Source organism: Avibacterium sp. 20-132 (genome assembly GCF_023611925.1).
Classification (GTDB): Bacteria; Pseudomonadota; Gammaproteobacteria; order Enterobacterales; family Pasteurellaceae; genus Avibacterium.
Genome location: NZ_CP091456.1, coordinates 1,747,903 through 1,762,865, shown reverse-complemented (window position 1 = coordinate 1,762,865; position 14,963 = coordinate 1,747,903). Strand labels below are relative to the sequence as shown.

Genomic DNA, 14,963 nt, shown 5'->3' with positions numbered 1-14,963 from the left:
AAATCACCTCCTAAAGCTATAAAAAAGGGTAGAAAAACTGTAATAGCGATCACGCAGAGTTCCCCCAGCGGTAGCCCAAGCCATTTGCCCGAACTTTTTACCCGCCCTCCCCCTTATTGAATGGGTGGTCTGGGTCAATAGGAAATCCACTTGCATCACAGCCTATATGATTAAGTTTTTTAATTTCAGCTTTTTGTTTTGCGCTGTCGTGATGTAACTTACAAAGCGATTGCAAATTATCTGGGTCAAAGAATAAATCTAGATTGCCCTTGTGGGGGGTAATGTGGTCCACTACCGTAGCGGGGGTAAGTTTGCCCGCTTGAGAACAGAAAACGCATAAGGGGTGTTTTGCTAATTGGTCTAAGCGTAGTTGCTTCCACGCCTTACGATGATAAAGATGATGCCAACTAGCCCTACTCATTTATGTAACTCCACTTGCCAGTCTCTAATCTTATCAATCCGATTAAGACACATATCACGCTCACGTTTGAGTATCACGGCATACTGTGTTACATCGCCATAAGTGCGCCCCTTAAATGCCGTCTTATCCAAATGCCCTAATAGTACAGGCGGAATGCTCGGGCAATGTGTTGTCTCAATCTGACTGCTGCAAGAACTCAATAACATTACGAGGAGCAGCAGCATTATGAGCGTCCACATTTTTAACCTGCGCTTGAATTGTGCGAATAACATTATCGGATTGCTCCCTGATTTTGCTTTCTGATGTAGTAATATCTTGGGTAAGTTGATAATTGCCTTTTGCCTCTGCTTTAAGGCTTGCGATAGTTTGGCTTTGCGTGGTGATGGTTTGGGCTTGCATTTGATTTTTGGCTTTCAAACTACTAATCATCTGCGACTGATGACCTACCCAACCACACAAGCCCAATATCAAACAAAGTGCGGTGAGATTTAGCCACGTTTTAAACTGGTTAAACATAATGCTTTCTCTTTTTCGCGGCGAGTTACTAATCCTTTCAATACCTTTCCGTTTGAATATTTCCAGCGGGGAAACTGCTCACACACAGCTTGAATATCGCCTTGTTTTGCGTAACGATAAATCGTAGAGGTTTTGAGTTTGCCACAGCCTACATTAAAGGTGAGTGAGGTTAATGCCTCAAATGCACCTTGCGGTAGAGCTTTGCCGTTGGCATAACGGTTGACGCACTGTTCCGCCGTTTGAATATCTTTGGCCCAGCGGTCGGCAATCTCTTTATCAGAGTACACCTTGCCGAAAGTAATATCGCCCGTTGACCCGATCCCTACCGTCCACACGTCCGCGGGGCACTTATACGGCTCACGCATACAGTTTTCAGCTTCACCGATTAATGCCATTCCCTTTTCAGTGGTGCGGATTTCATCTGAATAATTAAACATTACCAAACCAATGATTGCTACAACAGAACAGCCCGCAATTTTCTTGAAATGTTTCATTTAATATCTAGCCCTTTCCTCAATCTCGCCACAGTGAGCTGATGGATTTCTTCCTTACGTTCTTCATCACGCTTTCTCGCCCGCCAATCACAAATACGTTGATATAAATTAGCAAGTGCGGTAACAATACCGATGGCGAGGCTCAACATCATTAAATTTTGTTGATCGCCAAGCCAAGCTAAAAAGCCGCCAAAGCCTGACCAAAGATAGCTTTGTGTTCCCATATCTTTCATAATTTTCATACTCCGCCTCCTGTTTTCGAGGCAATAAAAAACCCCGACTGGCATAACCAATCAGGGTTCTATAAATTCTTACTCTGTTCTTTAGTTGCGCTTTCCGCAAGATACGGGAGAAATATACCTTAGCTGCTTAGCAGTTGTCAAATTTTTTTTTAACGTCTGCATAAAAAACCGTAAATAAAATGTTCGGCTGCCGTAAAGACTTTTTCGACATAGTGGCGCGAGCGATTAATTTTTTTCGCAATTGTTGCTTGAGACAACTGATCGATGTAAAAAGATTTGATCATCTCATAACCCAGTATATCAATTTTTTTTAATTCACATACCGCACATTCTACCGCTAGGATTTCTTCCTCTATCAAAGTTATAGATCTTGATGGGTCTTGTTCAGCACCTTCAATCCCTAATGCGTGTCTGGGGTAATCTACACCGAGATCAAATTCTCTCGACCATAACCCCCAATCATCTAACCGTAATTTAAATTCTTCTTTCGTCATTTTTTTTCTCTCCTATGGGTGGCGCTCATTTTTTAACCGCGCCACCTTGATAAAGCCTTATTCTTACTGGGTTTGTCATTATTTTTATGCCGAAAAGGTGGCGGTGGCACTACCCTCAAAAACTTTATATATAAAAATTACGTTAATACATTATGGTTCTACCATTACCACAATATATTTTTCATTTTTTAAATATCTTTTTTTACTGCCACCCTGCCACCTTTTACTATTTTTAGCTCTAATATATTGATTTATAATTATTTTTTAAGGTGGCGCTCATTTTTTAATCGAGCCACCCTTGAATAGCTAACATATTGATTTCATTAACATTGGCGGGTGGCACTTCAAGCTAGACTTTCAAAGTCCGCCACCGCATTTTCCGCCATCTCTAACTGCTCGCGAATGTAGCATAGATCGCTCAAATCGACAGAATTATCCAAAATCCAAGGACGTAGCTTTTTACCTTTAAATTTTAGCGTTGCTTGAAGGCTTATATGCTCTTGCAATAACTTTCTTAACGCCATTTGATCAACCGTCAAATCCTCATTATTTTCGGTTAAATACCGCATAATCTGTGCGATAGTCATAGCTTTAGCGGGCGGCTGGCTCAAGAAGTCGAGGAAAGCCACTTCTAAATCTGAACGGTTAAAATCAATCATTTTACGGCGTGCTGGCGTATCAAAGGAATGTGTCCAACGGTAATCTGATAAATCCAACGACACCAAATAGCTATAAACTTCGGCGATAAATTGCTTGTCATTAAGTAAGCTATAAAGGTGGTCGTAATAGGCTTTTTCTTTTGCGTGATCAGGCCCACCAAATACATTAATTCTTCGGTCTTCCTCCTTCAGCACTAGGGCATCCGTATGGTTGGTCATAAAAAAGAAATTGGTATAAACGGGCATTGTTTTCTTCGCGCCGTATTTTAAGTTGATCTCTAAGTCATTTTCAGTCAAAGTATCGCGCACTTTATCGCTTACGGCGAATCGTTCGCTACGCTCTTTGACCTCTTCGACACTGCACAGAATTGAACGGTGCATAAAGTTATTAAATTGACCGTCCACCAACTCGTGCATTTTGCACTTTGTGCAATTCCATTTGCCTAGCAAGTGCTGTAATAACTCAACGACCCAACCACGCCCCGTACCGTGTGGGGTAGAAACCAACATATTCGTGACTTTATTACGTCGTTCAGGGCGTTGGCGAAGCGAAGCCATCCACTGAATAAAGTGCTTACGCTCCTCCTCTCGCGGAATGAGGTATGCCATATGATGGAGAAAGTGCGGTAGTTTTTCCTGTGATTCTACAAAAGGAATTTCGGGAAAATGAAACTCGTTAAGATAGCGTGAACCGTCCTTATCCTCAATGATAAACTCACGTCCGGGCAAATATACCGCACTAAGCACAGATTGACGTTTAGGGTGGCGTAACCATTCTTTCCAAACAGGCACTTCGACGGGTTTCTTGCCATCTTGTTTAAAAATGGTAATATTTGCAGTAAAATTTTTGAACTCGCTAAATTTAGGCGCGTAGTTATGACGGTCGCTATCTAGGTCATAGACACGATCGTTTTCAGCCATATAAATATAGCGTCGTACAAACTCAGCCACCTTATCGTCGGGGGTGGCTTTATCATTGGCTTTTAAGGGTTCAAACATACCCTCGTAGTATCCAATCGCGTCAAGAAAATCGCTATCAGTACGATGCGCACAATGTGCGTGCTGGCATTTAAAATGCCCTTGCTCAAATCCTCCAGTATCTGCGGGGAAATAAGCGGTTGCCGTCTCGTTTGAACTCTCACCCGAATGATCATCTTCAAAAGGGCAACGGATGAAGCGTTCACCACGCTTTCCGATGCTAAAAACTTGCCATTTTTTATCAAGGAAATTAGCGACATCATCAGAAGAATGCGCATTACCTTGCGTTAGATCACGCGTGCGACTTAAATTTTGCGATTTGCTATCCACCACATCCATAACCAAAGGCAACGATTCCCATAGAGTTTCAAACTCTGCTGCGCTAATTACAGGGATTTCGGTTGGTAAACCCCCTTCCCATTCATAACGGACGCCACTTGGGTGAGTACCAATGGCGACAAATTGCTGCCCTTTTCCTAAAAATTCGATCAATCCGCCTTCGGTTAAACGAAGGATACGTTTTGGTAGCTGCGCATTTTCAATTCCGATCAAAAATAAGCATTTTTTAGAATTTGCACGGAAACGTTTTGGCGGTATTTTTCCAAAATATTGATGTAAAGTATTTGCCACAAAATTTACAATTTCTTCGTTTTCGCAATCAATATCTAAACCATAAATATAGATTTGCGAATTTTCTTCAGACATTCGCGTAATATCGTCAGACATTCGCGTAATTGATGTATTTTTAACCTTTTTTGACATTCGCGTCGTTGTTACGCGAATGTCAAATTTGCTTATTTTTTCACCGTTTACGCGAATGTCTAGTTCGTTTTTTAAACAATTACCAGAATGTTTTTGTGTTCTGACCAGAATGTTCCCTGTCCGTATGCAAACACCTAAGCGATCATCTTTTTTCCATTGGTTAATCTTTTCAGGAGTAATCTGTCTATTGGTCCAATTGGATAACCCCGCTATCATATCTTCATTATTAATGACAGAAGGTAATTTCCCTTTTTCTTTTATCCGACTACGAGGGGATAATCCCACATTAGGATCTGACACAACGGGTAGCAAATCCGCCCCAAGCCCTAGATTCGTAAAATGTTCCCAATCTGTAGGTAACGCGCCATAAATTATTTTTTTCATCACATCACCTATTTTCTTAATACGGACCAATCAATATCGGGGCGCAGTTCTTCACAGGTAACCTGCCCGTTAGTTAATTTTTCGATTTCAGGGCAACGCTCGGCGGGAACACCTGATTTTTGCCACTTAGACACCGCCCAAGGACGGATATTAAAATGCTTTGCTAATGCGGATTGCCCACCGACAATCTGAAATACTTTTTGAATGGCTAACATAAAAATTTCCTTTTTGGTCTTTCAATTCTACTTGCAGTAGATATTCTAATACTTATAATAGAGTTGATACAAGTTTTTTTTAACCGTAAAATCTACCTAAGGTAGAAAGGAGCATAAAATGACAGAAGCAACATTGAGCAGCCGCTTAAAAGCTCTAATGGATAAAAAAAATGTATCTATCCAAGATTTAAGTAATGCGATTGGCGTAACCTATGAAATGGCAAGACGCTATACGCTAGGTACAGCTGAACCGAGAATAAATAAACTAGAAATCATCGCAGAGTATTTAGGAACAAGCCCAGCTTGGTTGCAATTTGGGGTAAATGATTCAGCGATAAAAGGATCAACCTTAAACGGGGACGAACTTAAAGAGTTAAAACCTAAAAGTGAATTAATCAAAAGAGCCCCCATCCGAGGATACGCGCAGTTAGGCCGTGAGGGTTATTGGGAAGATATGAGCTATCCCGTCGGTATAGGAGATGGTTATATAAATTGGATGAGTTATGATCCAGACGTTTATGCATTAAAATGCCAAGGGACCTCAATGCAACCCCGAATAAAACACGGTGAATATGCGATTTTAGAGCCTAATCACAGAGTCATTAACGGCGATGAGGTCTTAATTGTTACAGCCGATCAGCAGGTGATGGTAAAAGTTTATGCGTATGAAAGAGACGGTTTAGTACGTCTCGAATCGATTAATGAGGATTTTGCCCCAATTGATATTCTCCGATCTGATATTGAAAAAATGCACTATCTTGCAGGGATCGCTAAAAGTAGTTTAGTTTTTGATTATTAATTGAAAGACTTTTTACACACTAAGACCGCTCAATAGAGCGGTTTTTTTTATTCTTAAAATTTTTTTTATAAAAAAAGAGAAAATAAAATGCCTAATAAATCAATAAAATACAACTTTTTGTAGCAAAAAATCAAAAAATATCACAACCAAAGGTTGACATAAAAATCTACTTTAGGTAGCATTAACACATCCAAACAAGGAACAGCTCTTTAACAATTAGATTCACACCCTTTAAGCTCAATGAGTACGCGACTGTGTGCGTGGGTGGCTGAGGTAAACACAATTTCGTGGTTGCGTGGCGCAATTGGCAGACGCACTAGATTTAGGCTCTAGCAGTTGAAGGTTCGACTCCTTTCGCAACCACCATTACATTGACCGATTCGTAGAAGTCGCTCAATGTAATGAGAACAAGGAGAAACACTTATGACTAAAATCATCATTCAACGCAGTGTGAAAAAGTATTGCGAGTCTGATAAAGTGAGACAGTTAGGTAAAGCGGGACGACGCGAACGGATGTTTGAAGTTTCCCGCAGAGTAAATACCCAGCTTGATTTTACGCCTAAACTTAGCCGAGTAGATCGTGCAACAAACTTTAATAATGCGCGAAAAATCGTTCTGCAAGAAGAACCGCCAAAAAAACGTTATCATCAATCCGCAATTCTCACCGCGAATGCAAAACAAAAACGTGTTTGTGGTCATCGAGATTTAATTTAATCATATTCAATGACAGCCCGCCAAGTGCGGGCTTTTTTATACCTAAAATTTATGTTTAGCAATGAAGAACTGATCCAAATCGCCCTACTTTATAGCTTAGGCGTCTTAGTTTATATCCTTTTATCTATTAGGAGAACATCGTATGTTAGAACAAGCCATCCAAGAAAATACCGCGGCGGTAAATAAGCTCTGTGAGTTGTTTACTGCCTTTTTATCGACTTCACAAACTGCCTCAAAACAAGTTACAGAAGCCGATACAGAAGCTGAAACAATCCAAGTCGAGCCTGAAACGGTCATTGGGGTAAACGAAAATGTAGTGCCACAAATTCCCGAGGAACCTCAAATCGATTTTGTAGCGTTACGCAAGCAAGTATCTAAAGCCACCATTGAGTTGGCAAAAATTAACCGTGATAGGGTGAAGAACCTGTTAACTCAGTATGGTGCCGAAAATGTGAAAGGATTAAAAGATACCGCCCTATTAGCTTATCAAGATGCCCTAAATCAGCTACAACAAGAGGTAACAAATGCCAACTAATCACGCCTTACTCTCACCAAGTGCGGCGCATCGATGGCTACATTGCCACGGGTCCTTATGGCTGGAATCGCAATTTGAAAATAAAGAGAGCCCCGAGGCCCTAGAGGGCACTACGGCGCACGCCTTAGCGGAAACCTGTTTGCGCAATCAATCTTCGCCAAGCCAGTACCTAGGTATGCAATTAGAAGACGGATTGATGGCGGTCGATGCCGAAATGGTCGAAAATGTCGAACGCTATATTGCGGAGGTACGGGAAGCGGCACTTAGTGGATTACTTTTTATAGAAGAAAAAGTGGATATTTCCCCCTATTTAGATCAACCTGACACCTTCGGCACGGTAGATGCGCTAATTATCACCGAAGATGAAATCCAGATACACGATCTGAAATATGGAAAAGGCGTAAAGGTTGACGCTGAAAATAACGATCAATTACAGCTTTATGCCTTAGGCGCTTATGCGCTTTATCAATTTGCTTTTGATATTAAGCAAGTGCGAATGGTTATCCACCAAGTCCGATTAAATACCGTATCAGAATGGATTATCCCGATTGAACAGCTACTCGAATTTGGCGAGCAAGCTAAGCAATCTGCGCAAGAAGTTATGCGTATCTATCAATCAGGTATCGTAACAGAAAGTGATTTTACGCCAACCGAAAAAGCGTGCAAATTCTGCCGAGCGAAAGCACATTGTAAGCCCTTAGCACAATTTGTCGCAAACACGATAGCCAATGATTTTGTCAATCTCGATACGGAAATTGATCTACAACCGGCGGTAAATCATCTTGCTTTTTGCGATACGCAGCATCTTGCGCACTTACTCCCTCAACTAGATTTGATTGACAGCTTTACGAAAGCGGTACGCACGCGTGCCACCTGTGAATTAATGCAAGGCAATCAAATCCCTGGCTACAAATTAGTTGCGGGTAAAAAAGGGGCTAGAAGCTGGACCGATGAAGCCGAAGCAGAAAAACGCTTGAAAAGCCTCAAATTTAAAGTGAGTGAGATGTATAACAAAAAATTAATCTCGCCTACTCAGGCCGAAAAGCTCCTTAAGACTCAATCCCCGTTACGCTGGGAACAATTGCAAAGTGTGGTCGAACAAAAGCAAGGATCACCCGCCGTTGTCCCCGTGTCGGATAAACGCCCTGCGCTTATCATAGATTGCGTAGAGGATGATTTTGATAACCTCGATAAATCTTAAACAACAAAAGGAAAACAAAAATGAAAGTAAAACTAAAAAATGTTCGTCTAGCCTTCCCACAATTGTTTGTGCCAAAAGCGATTAATGGTGAGGGAGAACCGCGATTTAGTGCCTCGTTCTTGCTCGAAAAAGGTTCTGAAAATATCAAAGCCCTTGAAAATGCCATTGAACAGGCTGCACAAGAAAAATGGGGCGCAAAAACGGCTGCGATTATGACATCGATCAAAGCCAAAAATCATCTCTGTTTACGAGACGGTGCGGAGAAAGCGGAATATGAAGGCTTCGACGGGAAAATGTATGTGTCGGCAAGTAATAAAGGGAAACCAAAAGTCTTTGATCGCGATGGCGCAACAGAATTGGCACAACAGGACGGTAAACCTTATGGGGGCTGTTATGTGAATGCGGTTATCGACATTTGGGCACAAGATAATAACTTCGGTAAGCGTATCAATGCCTCATTAATGGGCTTGCAATTCGTACGAGATGGTGATGCCTTTGCTGGAGGTGGCGTTGCAAGTGCCGATGACTTTGACGACCTGGGCGTAGCGGAAGTCGAAGACTTAGGTTAAAACCAATCCCAAACAGACCGCACTTTATCAAAAAAATGAAGTGCGGTTTTCTTTTTTAACCCTCAATACAAAGGATAAAAATATGAAAACAAATCTTAACGAATTTTTCGACGAACTCGATGCTGGCGTTTTCGCTAACAAAGTCGCACAAGCACTTTCTGATGTTGCTTTAGGGGTGATCAACCACGATAAGCAAGGTGAGGTCAGTATCAAGTTTTCGCTAAAACGTATGGACAGCGATAACCCTCAAGTCCAAATCTCCCATAAGGTCACTTATACCAAACCAACAAAACGCGGTAAATCTTCGGAAGAGGACACCACGGCGACACCAATGTATGTGCATAAAGGTGGCGCACTTTCCGTTAGTCCTGAACGCCCAGAAAAAGAGGGGCAAGTATTAAAGTTCGTGGATGCTAAGGTCGCGTAGACTTAGCAAAAGCCATTATTCAATTAAATAAATTTACTTAATTAAGAAGGAAAACATATTATGAGTACAAATCAAATTCAAGATATTGTAAAACTTGGTTTATCTAGCGTACGAGTGGATAACACCGCACATCCAATTGCGATTTTGCCAGAGGATATGACCATTCATAACCTCGAAGAATTTAATGATACACGGGCCTATTTCCGCGCACGATTTGAGACCACAAGTTTTAACGCCGTAGTCGAGTATGCTAAGGCCAATACGCAAGATGATGCTCAAGCGTTTATTGATGAACGTCGAATGACTGCAGAAATTGTGTTTGATATGGGGAATGTCCAGCACCCTAAACACGCTCGACACCGCGCAAAATTGGATATGGTAAAAACTGCGGCGTTTAAAGCATTATGCGAGTTTGAAGGGGTTAAACATAGCCAGAAAAACTTTGCGGAGTGGCTAGAAGATTGGGCGGATTATATCAGCGCAAATGATGAAAACGGTAACGAAATGCCGTTAAATAAGGCTATTCAAGCGGTGAGAAAAATCACACTTGATTATGCTCGCAACGAAGAGCACGAAGTAGGCGATTTCGCAGCAACTAAATCCGCGCTTGAACGTGTGGAGGCGAAAAGCAAACTAGAACTGCCTGCAAGTTTTACTTTTACCTGTGATCCTTATACAGGTCTTAGCATCCGAGATATGCATTTGCGTTTATCTATTCTTACTGGCGGAAATGAGCCACAATTAATTGTTCGAATAGTCAAAGGTGAACAATTAAAAGAAAGTATTGCGAATGAATTCGCAGATAAATTACGTGATGCCATTAGCGACACTGACATTAAAGTAAATATCGGATCAATTAGCATTTAATTGTTATTAATCCCAATAAGCCCCGTTTATTTAATGTAGGCGGGGCTTTTTATTATACAAAATACGCTAGGTTGCGTGAGGTATAAAAATGAAAACGATCATTATGTTAACCGTATTTATTACCATTTTCGGACTTGTAGGCGCAATGGATTATGAAGACGAAATCGCCATTCAAAAAGATTATTGCGAAACCTCCCTCAACGGAAAATGGGTTTCAGAAAATGACAATCAATATTGTGAGGTTCCAAATGTTCGCACATACGCTGTACGCTGACTTAGAAACCTATTCGCCGGTACCAATAAAAAATGGGGTACACGCTTACGCAGAACACGCGGAAATCTTGTTATTTGCTTATGCACTTAATGACGCTCCAGTACAAGTCTGGGATTGTACGGCGGGACCAATGCCAGAAGTATTACGGCAGTTATTAGCGGATCCAAGTGTACGACTTTGTTTCCACAATTCGCATTTCGACCGCACAATACTTAGACACACAATGCCGCACGCGATAAAAGGCGGATTAGACCGCTGGTTCGATACGATGATTCAAGCCTATTGGCACAGTCTACCCGGTGGACTTGGGGAATTAAGCGAGATATTTAGGCTAGAAACAGACCAAGCCAAAGACAAAGCGGGTAAACAATTAATTCAGTTATTTTGTAAACCCCGTCCGAAAAACAGCAAAATTGAACGCGCAACAAGCCTTACGCACCCAGAAGAGTGGGAACGATTTAAACAGTATGCAAAGTTAGACATTGAAGCAATGCGAGTTTTGCATAAAAAAATGCCGATGTGGAATGCCACACAATCAGAACATCAACTTTGGCAACAAGACCAACAAATCAATGACCGAGGTTTTGCCGTTGATATTGAGCTTGCAAAAGCTGCAATCTTAGCTATCGATAAGCAAAAAGCCTCGCTTGCCAAACAAACTCAACAACTAACAAATGGGGAAGTTACCTCTACGACACAAAGAGATGCGTTACTTGCGCATTTGCTTACCGAGTATGGCGTAACCTTACCAGATATGACTGCAAGCACAATAGAAAGACGGTTACAAGATGAAAATTTACCCGAAGCCGTCAAAACCTTACTCTCCTCTCGCTTAATCGCGAGTGCGACGAGTGCGAGTAAATACAAAAAGTTGCTTAGTGCGGTAAATACTGACGGTAGATTGCGAGGCACTCTACAGTTTTGCGGCGCAACGCGAACGGGGAGATGGGCGGGAAGAACCTTTCAACCGCAAAACTTACCCAGACCAAGTTTAAAGCAAGCGGATATTGATATGGGCATTGAGGCATTAAAAGCAAATTGTGCCGAACTTATTTTTGATAATGTTACCGAACTTGCAAGCTCTGCCTTACGCGGTTGTATTATCGCACCAAAAGGTAAAAAACTCGTGGTATCGGATCTTTCAAATATTGAGGGAAGAATGCTTGCTTGGCTAGCGGGGGAAAATTGGAAACTCAATGCGTTTAGCGCATTTGATAATGGCACCGGGGCGGATCTCTATAACCTCGCTTATGCAAAATCTTTTGGAATACCCGTTGAAAACGTAAATAAATCACAACGCCAAATCGGAAAAGTACAAGAATTAGGACTAGGTTATGAGGGGGGCGTAGGCGCATTTTTAACCTTTGCCACGGTATATCGGCTTGATTTAGACGAATTAGCAAAATCCGCAAAAATTCCGTCGCATATCAAAGTTGAAGCGCAACGCGCGTGGGACTGGGCAAAAAAACAAAAACGGACACACGGACTGACCGCTGAAATTTATCAAGTATGTGATGCCATTAAAAGAATGTGGCGAGAAGCGCACCCCGCAATTTGTGCCTTTTGGAAAAATGTTGACCTTGCGGTACGACAGGCAATACACAAACCAAACACACTTATCGGAGTAAGGGCATTGACTTTTGAAAAGGTAGGGGCGTGGTTGCGGATCAGATTGCCATCAGGTCGTTATCTCTGTTATCCGGGAATCAGGCTTGATGATCAAAATCGAATTACCTATATGGGGATTGATACTTACACCCGTAAATGGCAACGCATTCAAACCTATTCCGGCAAATTGGTAGAAAACATCACTCAGGGTTGCGCTAGAGATATTATGGCGGCCAATATGCCTACCATTGAAAATGCGGGTTACCAAATTATCCTCACAGTGCACGATGAAGTGATCACTGAAGCATTAGATAATCCCCGTTATACCCATCAACAGCTTAGCCAGCTATTGGCTATCCCACCAGATTGGGCGGATGGATTACCGCTAAATGCGGGGGGCTTTGAGGCCCATCGATACAGAAAGGACTAACAATGAAATATAAACCATTAATCAAAAAGTTACCCGATAAGCGTGGCTATATTGGGCAACTGCAAAATGAAAAAGGGCAAATCTTGCGAACTACACCTAATTTTTGTGCCGAGGAACTGGCTATTTCTGCCCTAAACAAGCATATTCGGGATTATAACGCACGTTTTAAAGTCAATATCCCGGAAGTACCACAGGTGAAAACATTTTGATGAAAACATTAATCCGCGAATCAGACATCGAAAAGCACCTCGTCAACGAAGTGAAAAAACGAGGGGGGATTGCTTATAAATTTGTAAGCCCCGCGCGTGCTAATGTGCCAGATAGATTACTGTTGTTACCCAATGGAAAATTGCTTTTTGTTGAATGCAAAGCACCTAAACAAAAACCAAGAGCGGGGCAACAACGTGAAATCGACCGCATTCGGAATCTGGGACAACGCGTCGAAATCGTAGATAGCTATGAGTTAGATCATTTATGGACAGATTAAACTTTACCCCTCGCCCTTATCAACATCTTATCATTGATTATATTATCCACCACCCACGTTGTAATATTTGGTCAGGAATGGGAACCGGCAAAACGGTCTCAACGTTAACCGCACTTGATTTATTAATCTTATTGGGGGAGATTGAGCCCCCAATATTAATTATTGCACCGCTACGGGTAGCAAGATCAACTTGGATTGATGAAGTCGATAAGTGGCAGCATTTAACCCATTTTAAAGCAATTGCCGTTGTGGGCTCTCCTAAAGAGCGTATCGCTGCACTTAATACGCCTGCGGATATTTATACGACCAATTACGAAAATATTCCTTGGTTGGTGGAGTATTTGGGGAAAAATTGGCGTTTCTCCACCGTGATTGCTGATGAAAGTACTAAGTTAAAAAGCTTCCGTACGCGTAAAGGCGGTAAGCGTGCCAAATATCTTTCGGTGGTTGCACACCCGAAAGTAAAAAGATGGATAAATTTAACTGGTACACCTTCTCCAAACGGGCTAATCGACCTTTGGGGACAACAGTGGTTTGTTGATAAAGGTCAACGACTAGGAGCAACCTTTACAGCCTTTAAAGACCGTTGGTTTAAAACGATTCCTATCGGCACAACGGGCTTTTCTAAGGTTGAGCCTTATGATTTTGCACAACAAGACATCCAACAAAAGCTAGCCGATTGCTGTTTATCCATTCAAGCGGAAGATTATTTTGATATTAAGCAACCTATTCAAACCACGATCACGGTGGAACTCCCCTTAGAGGTGATGAAAAAGTACCGTGAATTTGAACGAGAAATGTTTATTGAACTCGAAGGGCAAAATATTGAAGCGATGAATGCCGCCGCAAAAACACAAAAATGCTTACAGCTTGCCAGTGGAGCTATTTATACCGAAGATGGCTACTGGCAAGAAGTCCATAATGCAAAACTACAGGCCTTAGAAAGTATCGTGGAAGAAGCCGCTGGAATGCCAGTTTTAGTAGCCTACCATTTCAAAAGTGATTTAGCACGATTAAAAAAATATTTTCCGCAAGGAAAAGAGCTTGATACTGCCCCCAAAACTATCCGAGATTGGAACAAAGGAAAAATCCCTATTTTATTTGCCCACCCTGCCAGTGCCGGACACGGGCTTAACTTACAAGATGGCGGAAATATCCTTGTATTCTTTTCGCATTGGTGGGACCTAGAGCAGTATCAGCAAATCGTCGAACGGATAGGGCCAACCCGACAAGCACAAGCGGGACATCATCGTCCCGTTTTTATTTATCACATCGTGGCTCAAGGCACACTTGATCAAACGGTAATTGACCGCCGAAACAACAAAAAGACGGTACAAGAAATATTACTCGACTCGATGAAACAAAAAGGAGTTAAAAATGACAGCTAAAACAAACGAAATATTAAATCAACGGCAATCCATCTACGGAGACTTTGAAACCACCGCTAAAGTTGCTCAAGAAATAAAATCAACGATTGATAAACGCTCCGAAAGTTTGAATGCACAACAGCGTGAGGCTTTAGAAATGATTGCAACAAAAATAGCAAGAATATTGACAGGCGATCCCGATTATAAAGACAACTGGCAAGATATTGCGGGTTACGCGCTCTTAGGTGGCGAGCTGTATTCCCCCGTGATCGAAAAGGATATGCTTAAAGGACGACTAGAATGAACTTAAAAATTTTTAAACCAAAAGAACCTGAGCTAATTATAGATGAGGGTAAAAAATACATTCTTTTAGAGCATTCTAAAACCTTTGGCTGGGATATAGTCCGAGAAACAAGATATGGCTTACCACTTGATGAAATAAAACAAGTGTATGCGTATCAAATTAAATATCGTGATATTAACCCTAAAAATTTATTAATTGTTCCTGTGGAGGATTAAT

At 41.6% G+C, this 14,963-nt stretch carries 22 protein-coding genes and 1 tRNA gene; 15 read left to right on the top strand and 8 right to left on the bottom strand.

Annotation, left to right across the window (positions count from 1 at the left end; genetic code table 11):
- Positions 1–97: 97 nt before the first annotated feature.
- The 8 genes from L4F93_RS08385 to L4F93_RS08355 all read right to left on the bottom strand — a co-directional run bounded on the left by L4F93_RS08385 (position 98) and on the right by L4F93_RS08355 (position 5,165).
- A complete protein-coding gene (locus L4F93_RS08385; RefSeq protein WP_065231301.1) occupies positions 98–421 on the bottom strand; it encodes an HNH endonuclease in 324 nt (107 codons plus the stop codon).
- Positions 418–627: an Rz1-like lysis system protein LysC gene (gene lysC, locus L4F93_RS12465; RefSeq protein WP_082990972.1), complete on the bottom strand. Its 210-nt coding sequence runs from the start codon at positions 625–627 to the stop codon at positions 418–420. Before lysC ends, L4F93_RS08385 begins: the two co-directional genes overlap by 4 nt.
- Positions 596–937, bottom strand: coding sequence for a DUF2570 family protein (locus tag L4F93_RS08380; protein WP_250349859.1), 342 nt, complete (start codon positions 935–937; stop codon positions 596–598). The genes lysC and L4F93_RS08380 overlap by 32 nt, the downstream gene beginning before the upstream one ends.
- Entirely contained in the window at positions 910–1,431 is a 522-nt protein-coding gene (locus tag L4F93_RS08375; protein WP_250349858.1) for a lysozyme, read from the bottom strand. The genes L4F93_RS08380 and L4F93_RS08375 overlap by 28 nt, the downstream gene beginning before the upstream one ends.
- Positions 1,428–1,673, bottom strand: coding sequence for a hypothetical protein (locus L4F93_RS08370; RefSeq protein WP_207761604.1), 246 nt, complete (start codon positions 1,671–1,673; stop codon positions 1,428–1,430). The genes L4F93_RS08375 and L4F93_RS08370 overlap by 4 nt, the downstream gene beginning before the upstream one ends.
- Positions 1,674–1,822: 149 nt before the next feature.
- The gene (locus tag L4F93_RS08365; RefSeq protein ID WP_100295766.1) at positions 1,823–2,167 is read right to left on the bottom strand and encodes an antiterminator Q family protein; all 345 of its coding nucleotides are present in this window, start codon (positions 2,165–2,167) and stop codon (positions 1,823–1,825) included.
- Between the two features lie 344 nt (positions 2,168–2,511).
- Positions 2,512–4,950 carry a primase-helicase family protein gene (locus tag L4F93_RS08360; RefSeq protein ID WP_250349857.1) on the bottom strand — a complete coding sequence of 813 codons (2,439 nt, stop codon included), beginning with the start codon at positions 4,948–4,950 and terminating at the stop codon, positions 2,512–2,514.
- A gap of 8 nt (positions 4,951–4,958) precedes the next feature.
- On the bottom strand, positions 4,959–5,165 hold the full coding sequence (locus L4F93_RS08355; RefSeq protein ID WP_250349856.1) for a transcriptional regulator: 207 nt from the start codon (positions 5,163–5,165) through the stop codon (positions 4,959–4,961).
- Positions 5,166–5,283: 118 nt separating this feature from the next.
- Here L4F93_RS08355 and L4F93_RS08350 point away from each other — a divergent pair, with 118 nt between their 5' ends.
- The 15 genes from L4F93_RS08350 (at position 5,284) to L4F93_RS08280 (ending at position 14,962) form a co-directional block, all read left to right on the top strand.
- Positions 5,284–5,964 (top strand): LexA family transcriptional regulator, encoded by a 681-nt coding sequence (locus L4F93_RS08350; RefSeq protein ID WP_250349855.1) that lies wholly within the window; start codon positions 5,284–5,286, stop codon positions 5,962–5,964.
- Positions 5,965–6,253: 289 nt separating this feature from the next.
- Positions 6,254–6,330, top strand: a tRNA-Leu gene (locus L4F93_RS08345).
- A 57-nt stretch (positions 6,331–6,387) separates the two neighbouring features.
- Positions 6,388–6,678 (top strand): hypothetical protein, encoded by a 291-nt coding sequence (locus L4F93_RS08340; protein WP_250349854.1) that lies wholly within the window; start codon positions 6,388–6,390, stop codon positions 6,676–6,678.
- A gap of 142 nt (positions 6,679–6,820) precedes the next feature.
- Complete coding sequence (locus L4F93_RS08335) at positions 6,821–7,213, top strand: hypothetical protein (RefSeq protein WP_250349853.1); 393 nt, start codon at positions 6,821–6,823, stop codon at positions 7,211–7,213.
- Entirely contained in the window at positions 7,203–8,414 is a 1,212-nt protein-coding gene (locus L4F93_RS08330; protein WP_250349852.1) for a DUF2800 domain-containing protein, read from the top strand. Before L4F93_RS08335 ends, L4F93_RS08330 begins: the two co-directional genes overlap by 11 nt.
- A 20-nt stretch (positions 8,415–8,434) precedes the next feature.
- Complete coding sequence (locus tag L4F93_RS08325; RefSeq protein WP_250349851.1) at positions 8,435–8,983, top strand: DUF2815 family protein; 549 nt, start codon at positions 8,435–8,437, stop codon at positions 8,981–8,983.
- Positions 8,984–9,065: 82 nt separating this feature from the next.
- Positions 9,066–9,410: a hypothetical protein gene (locus L4F93_RS08320; protein WP_250349850.1), complete on the top strand. Its 345-nt coding sequence runs from the start codon at positions 9,066–9,068 to the stop codon at positions 9,408–9,410.
- Between the two features lie 60 nt (positions 9,411–9,470).
- Positions 9,471–10,277 (top strand): DUF2303 family protein, encoded by an 807-nt coding sequence (locus L4F93_RS08315; protein ID WP_250349849.1) that lies wholly within the window; start codon positions 9,471–9,473, stop codon positions 10,275–10,277.
- Between the two features lie 88 nt (positions 10,278–10,365).
- Entirely contained in the window at positions 10,366–10,551 is a 186-nt protein-coding gene (locus tag L4F93_RS08310; RefSeq protein ID WP_250349848.1) for a hypothetical protein, read from the top strand.
- Positions 10,526–12,589 carry a DNA polymerase gene (locus tag L4F93_RS08305; RefSeq protein WP_250349847.1) on the top strand — a complete coding sequence of 688 codons (2,064 nt, stop codon included), beginning with the start codon at positions 10,526–10,528 and terminating at the stop codon, positions 12,587–12,589. The genes L4F93_RS08310 and L4F93_RS08305 overlap by 26 nt, the downstream gene beginning before the upstream one ends.
- A gap of 2 nt (positions 12,590–12,591) precedes the next feature.
- Complete coding sequence (locus L4F93_RS08300; protein ID WP_250349846.1) at positions 12,592–12,798, top strand: hypothetical protein; 207 nt, start codon at positions 12,592–12,594, stop codon at positions 12,796–12,798.
- Positions 12,798–13,076: a VRR-NUC domain-containing protein gene (locus tag L4F93_RS08295; protein ID WP_250351667.1), complete on the top strand. Its 279-nt coding sequence runs from the start codon at positions 12,798–12,800 to the stop codon at positions 13,074–13,076. Before L4F93_RS08300 ends, L4F93_RS08295 begins: the two co-directional genes overlap by 1 nt.
- Positions 13,064–14,464, top strand: coding sequence for a DEAD/DEAH box helicase (locus L4F93_RS08290; protein WP_250349845.1), 1,401 nt, complete (start codon positions 13,064–13,066; stop codon positions 14,462–14,464). The genes L4F93_RS08295 and L4F93_RS08290 overlap by 13 nt, the downstream gene beginning before the upstream one ends.
- Positions 14,454–14,747 carry a DUF6378 domain-containing protein gene (locus L4F93_RS08285; RefSeq protein WP_250349844.1) on the top strand — a complete coding sequence of 98 codons (294 nt, stop codon included), beginning with the start codon at positions 14,454–14,456 and terminating at the stop codon, positions 14,745–14,747. Before L4F93_RS08290 ends, L4F93_RS08285 begins: the two co-directional genes overlap by 11 nt.
- Positions 14,744–14,962, top strand: a complete 219-nt coding sequence (locus L4F93_RS08280) for a hypothetical protein (protein ID WP_250349843.1) — start codon at positions 14,744–14,746, stop codon at positions 14,960–14,962. Before L4F93_RS08285 ends, L4F93_RS08280 begins: the two co-directional genes overlap by 4 nt.
- The last annotated feature ends 1 nt before the right edge of the window (position 14,963 follow it).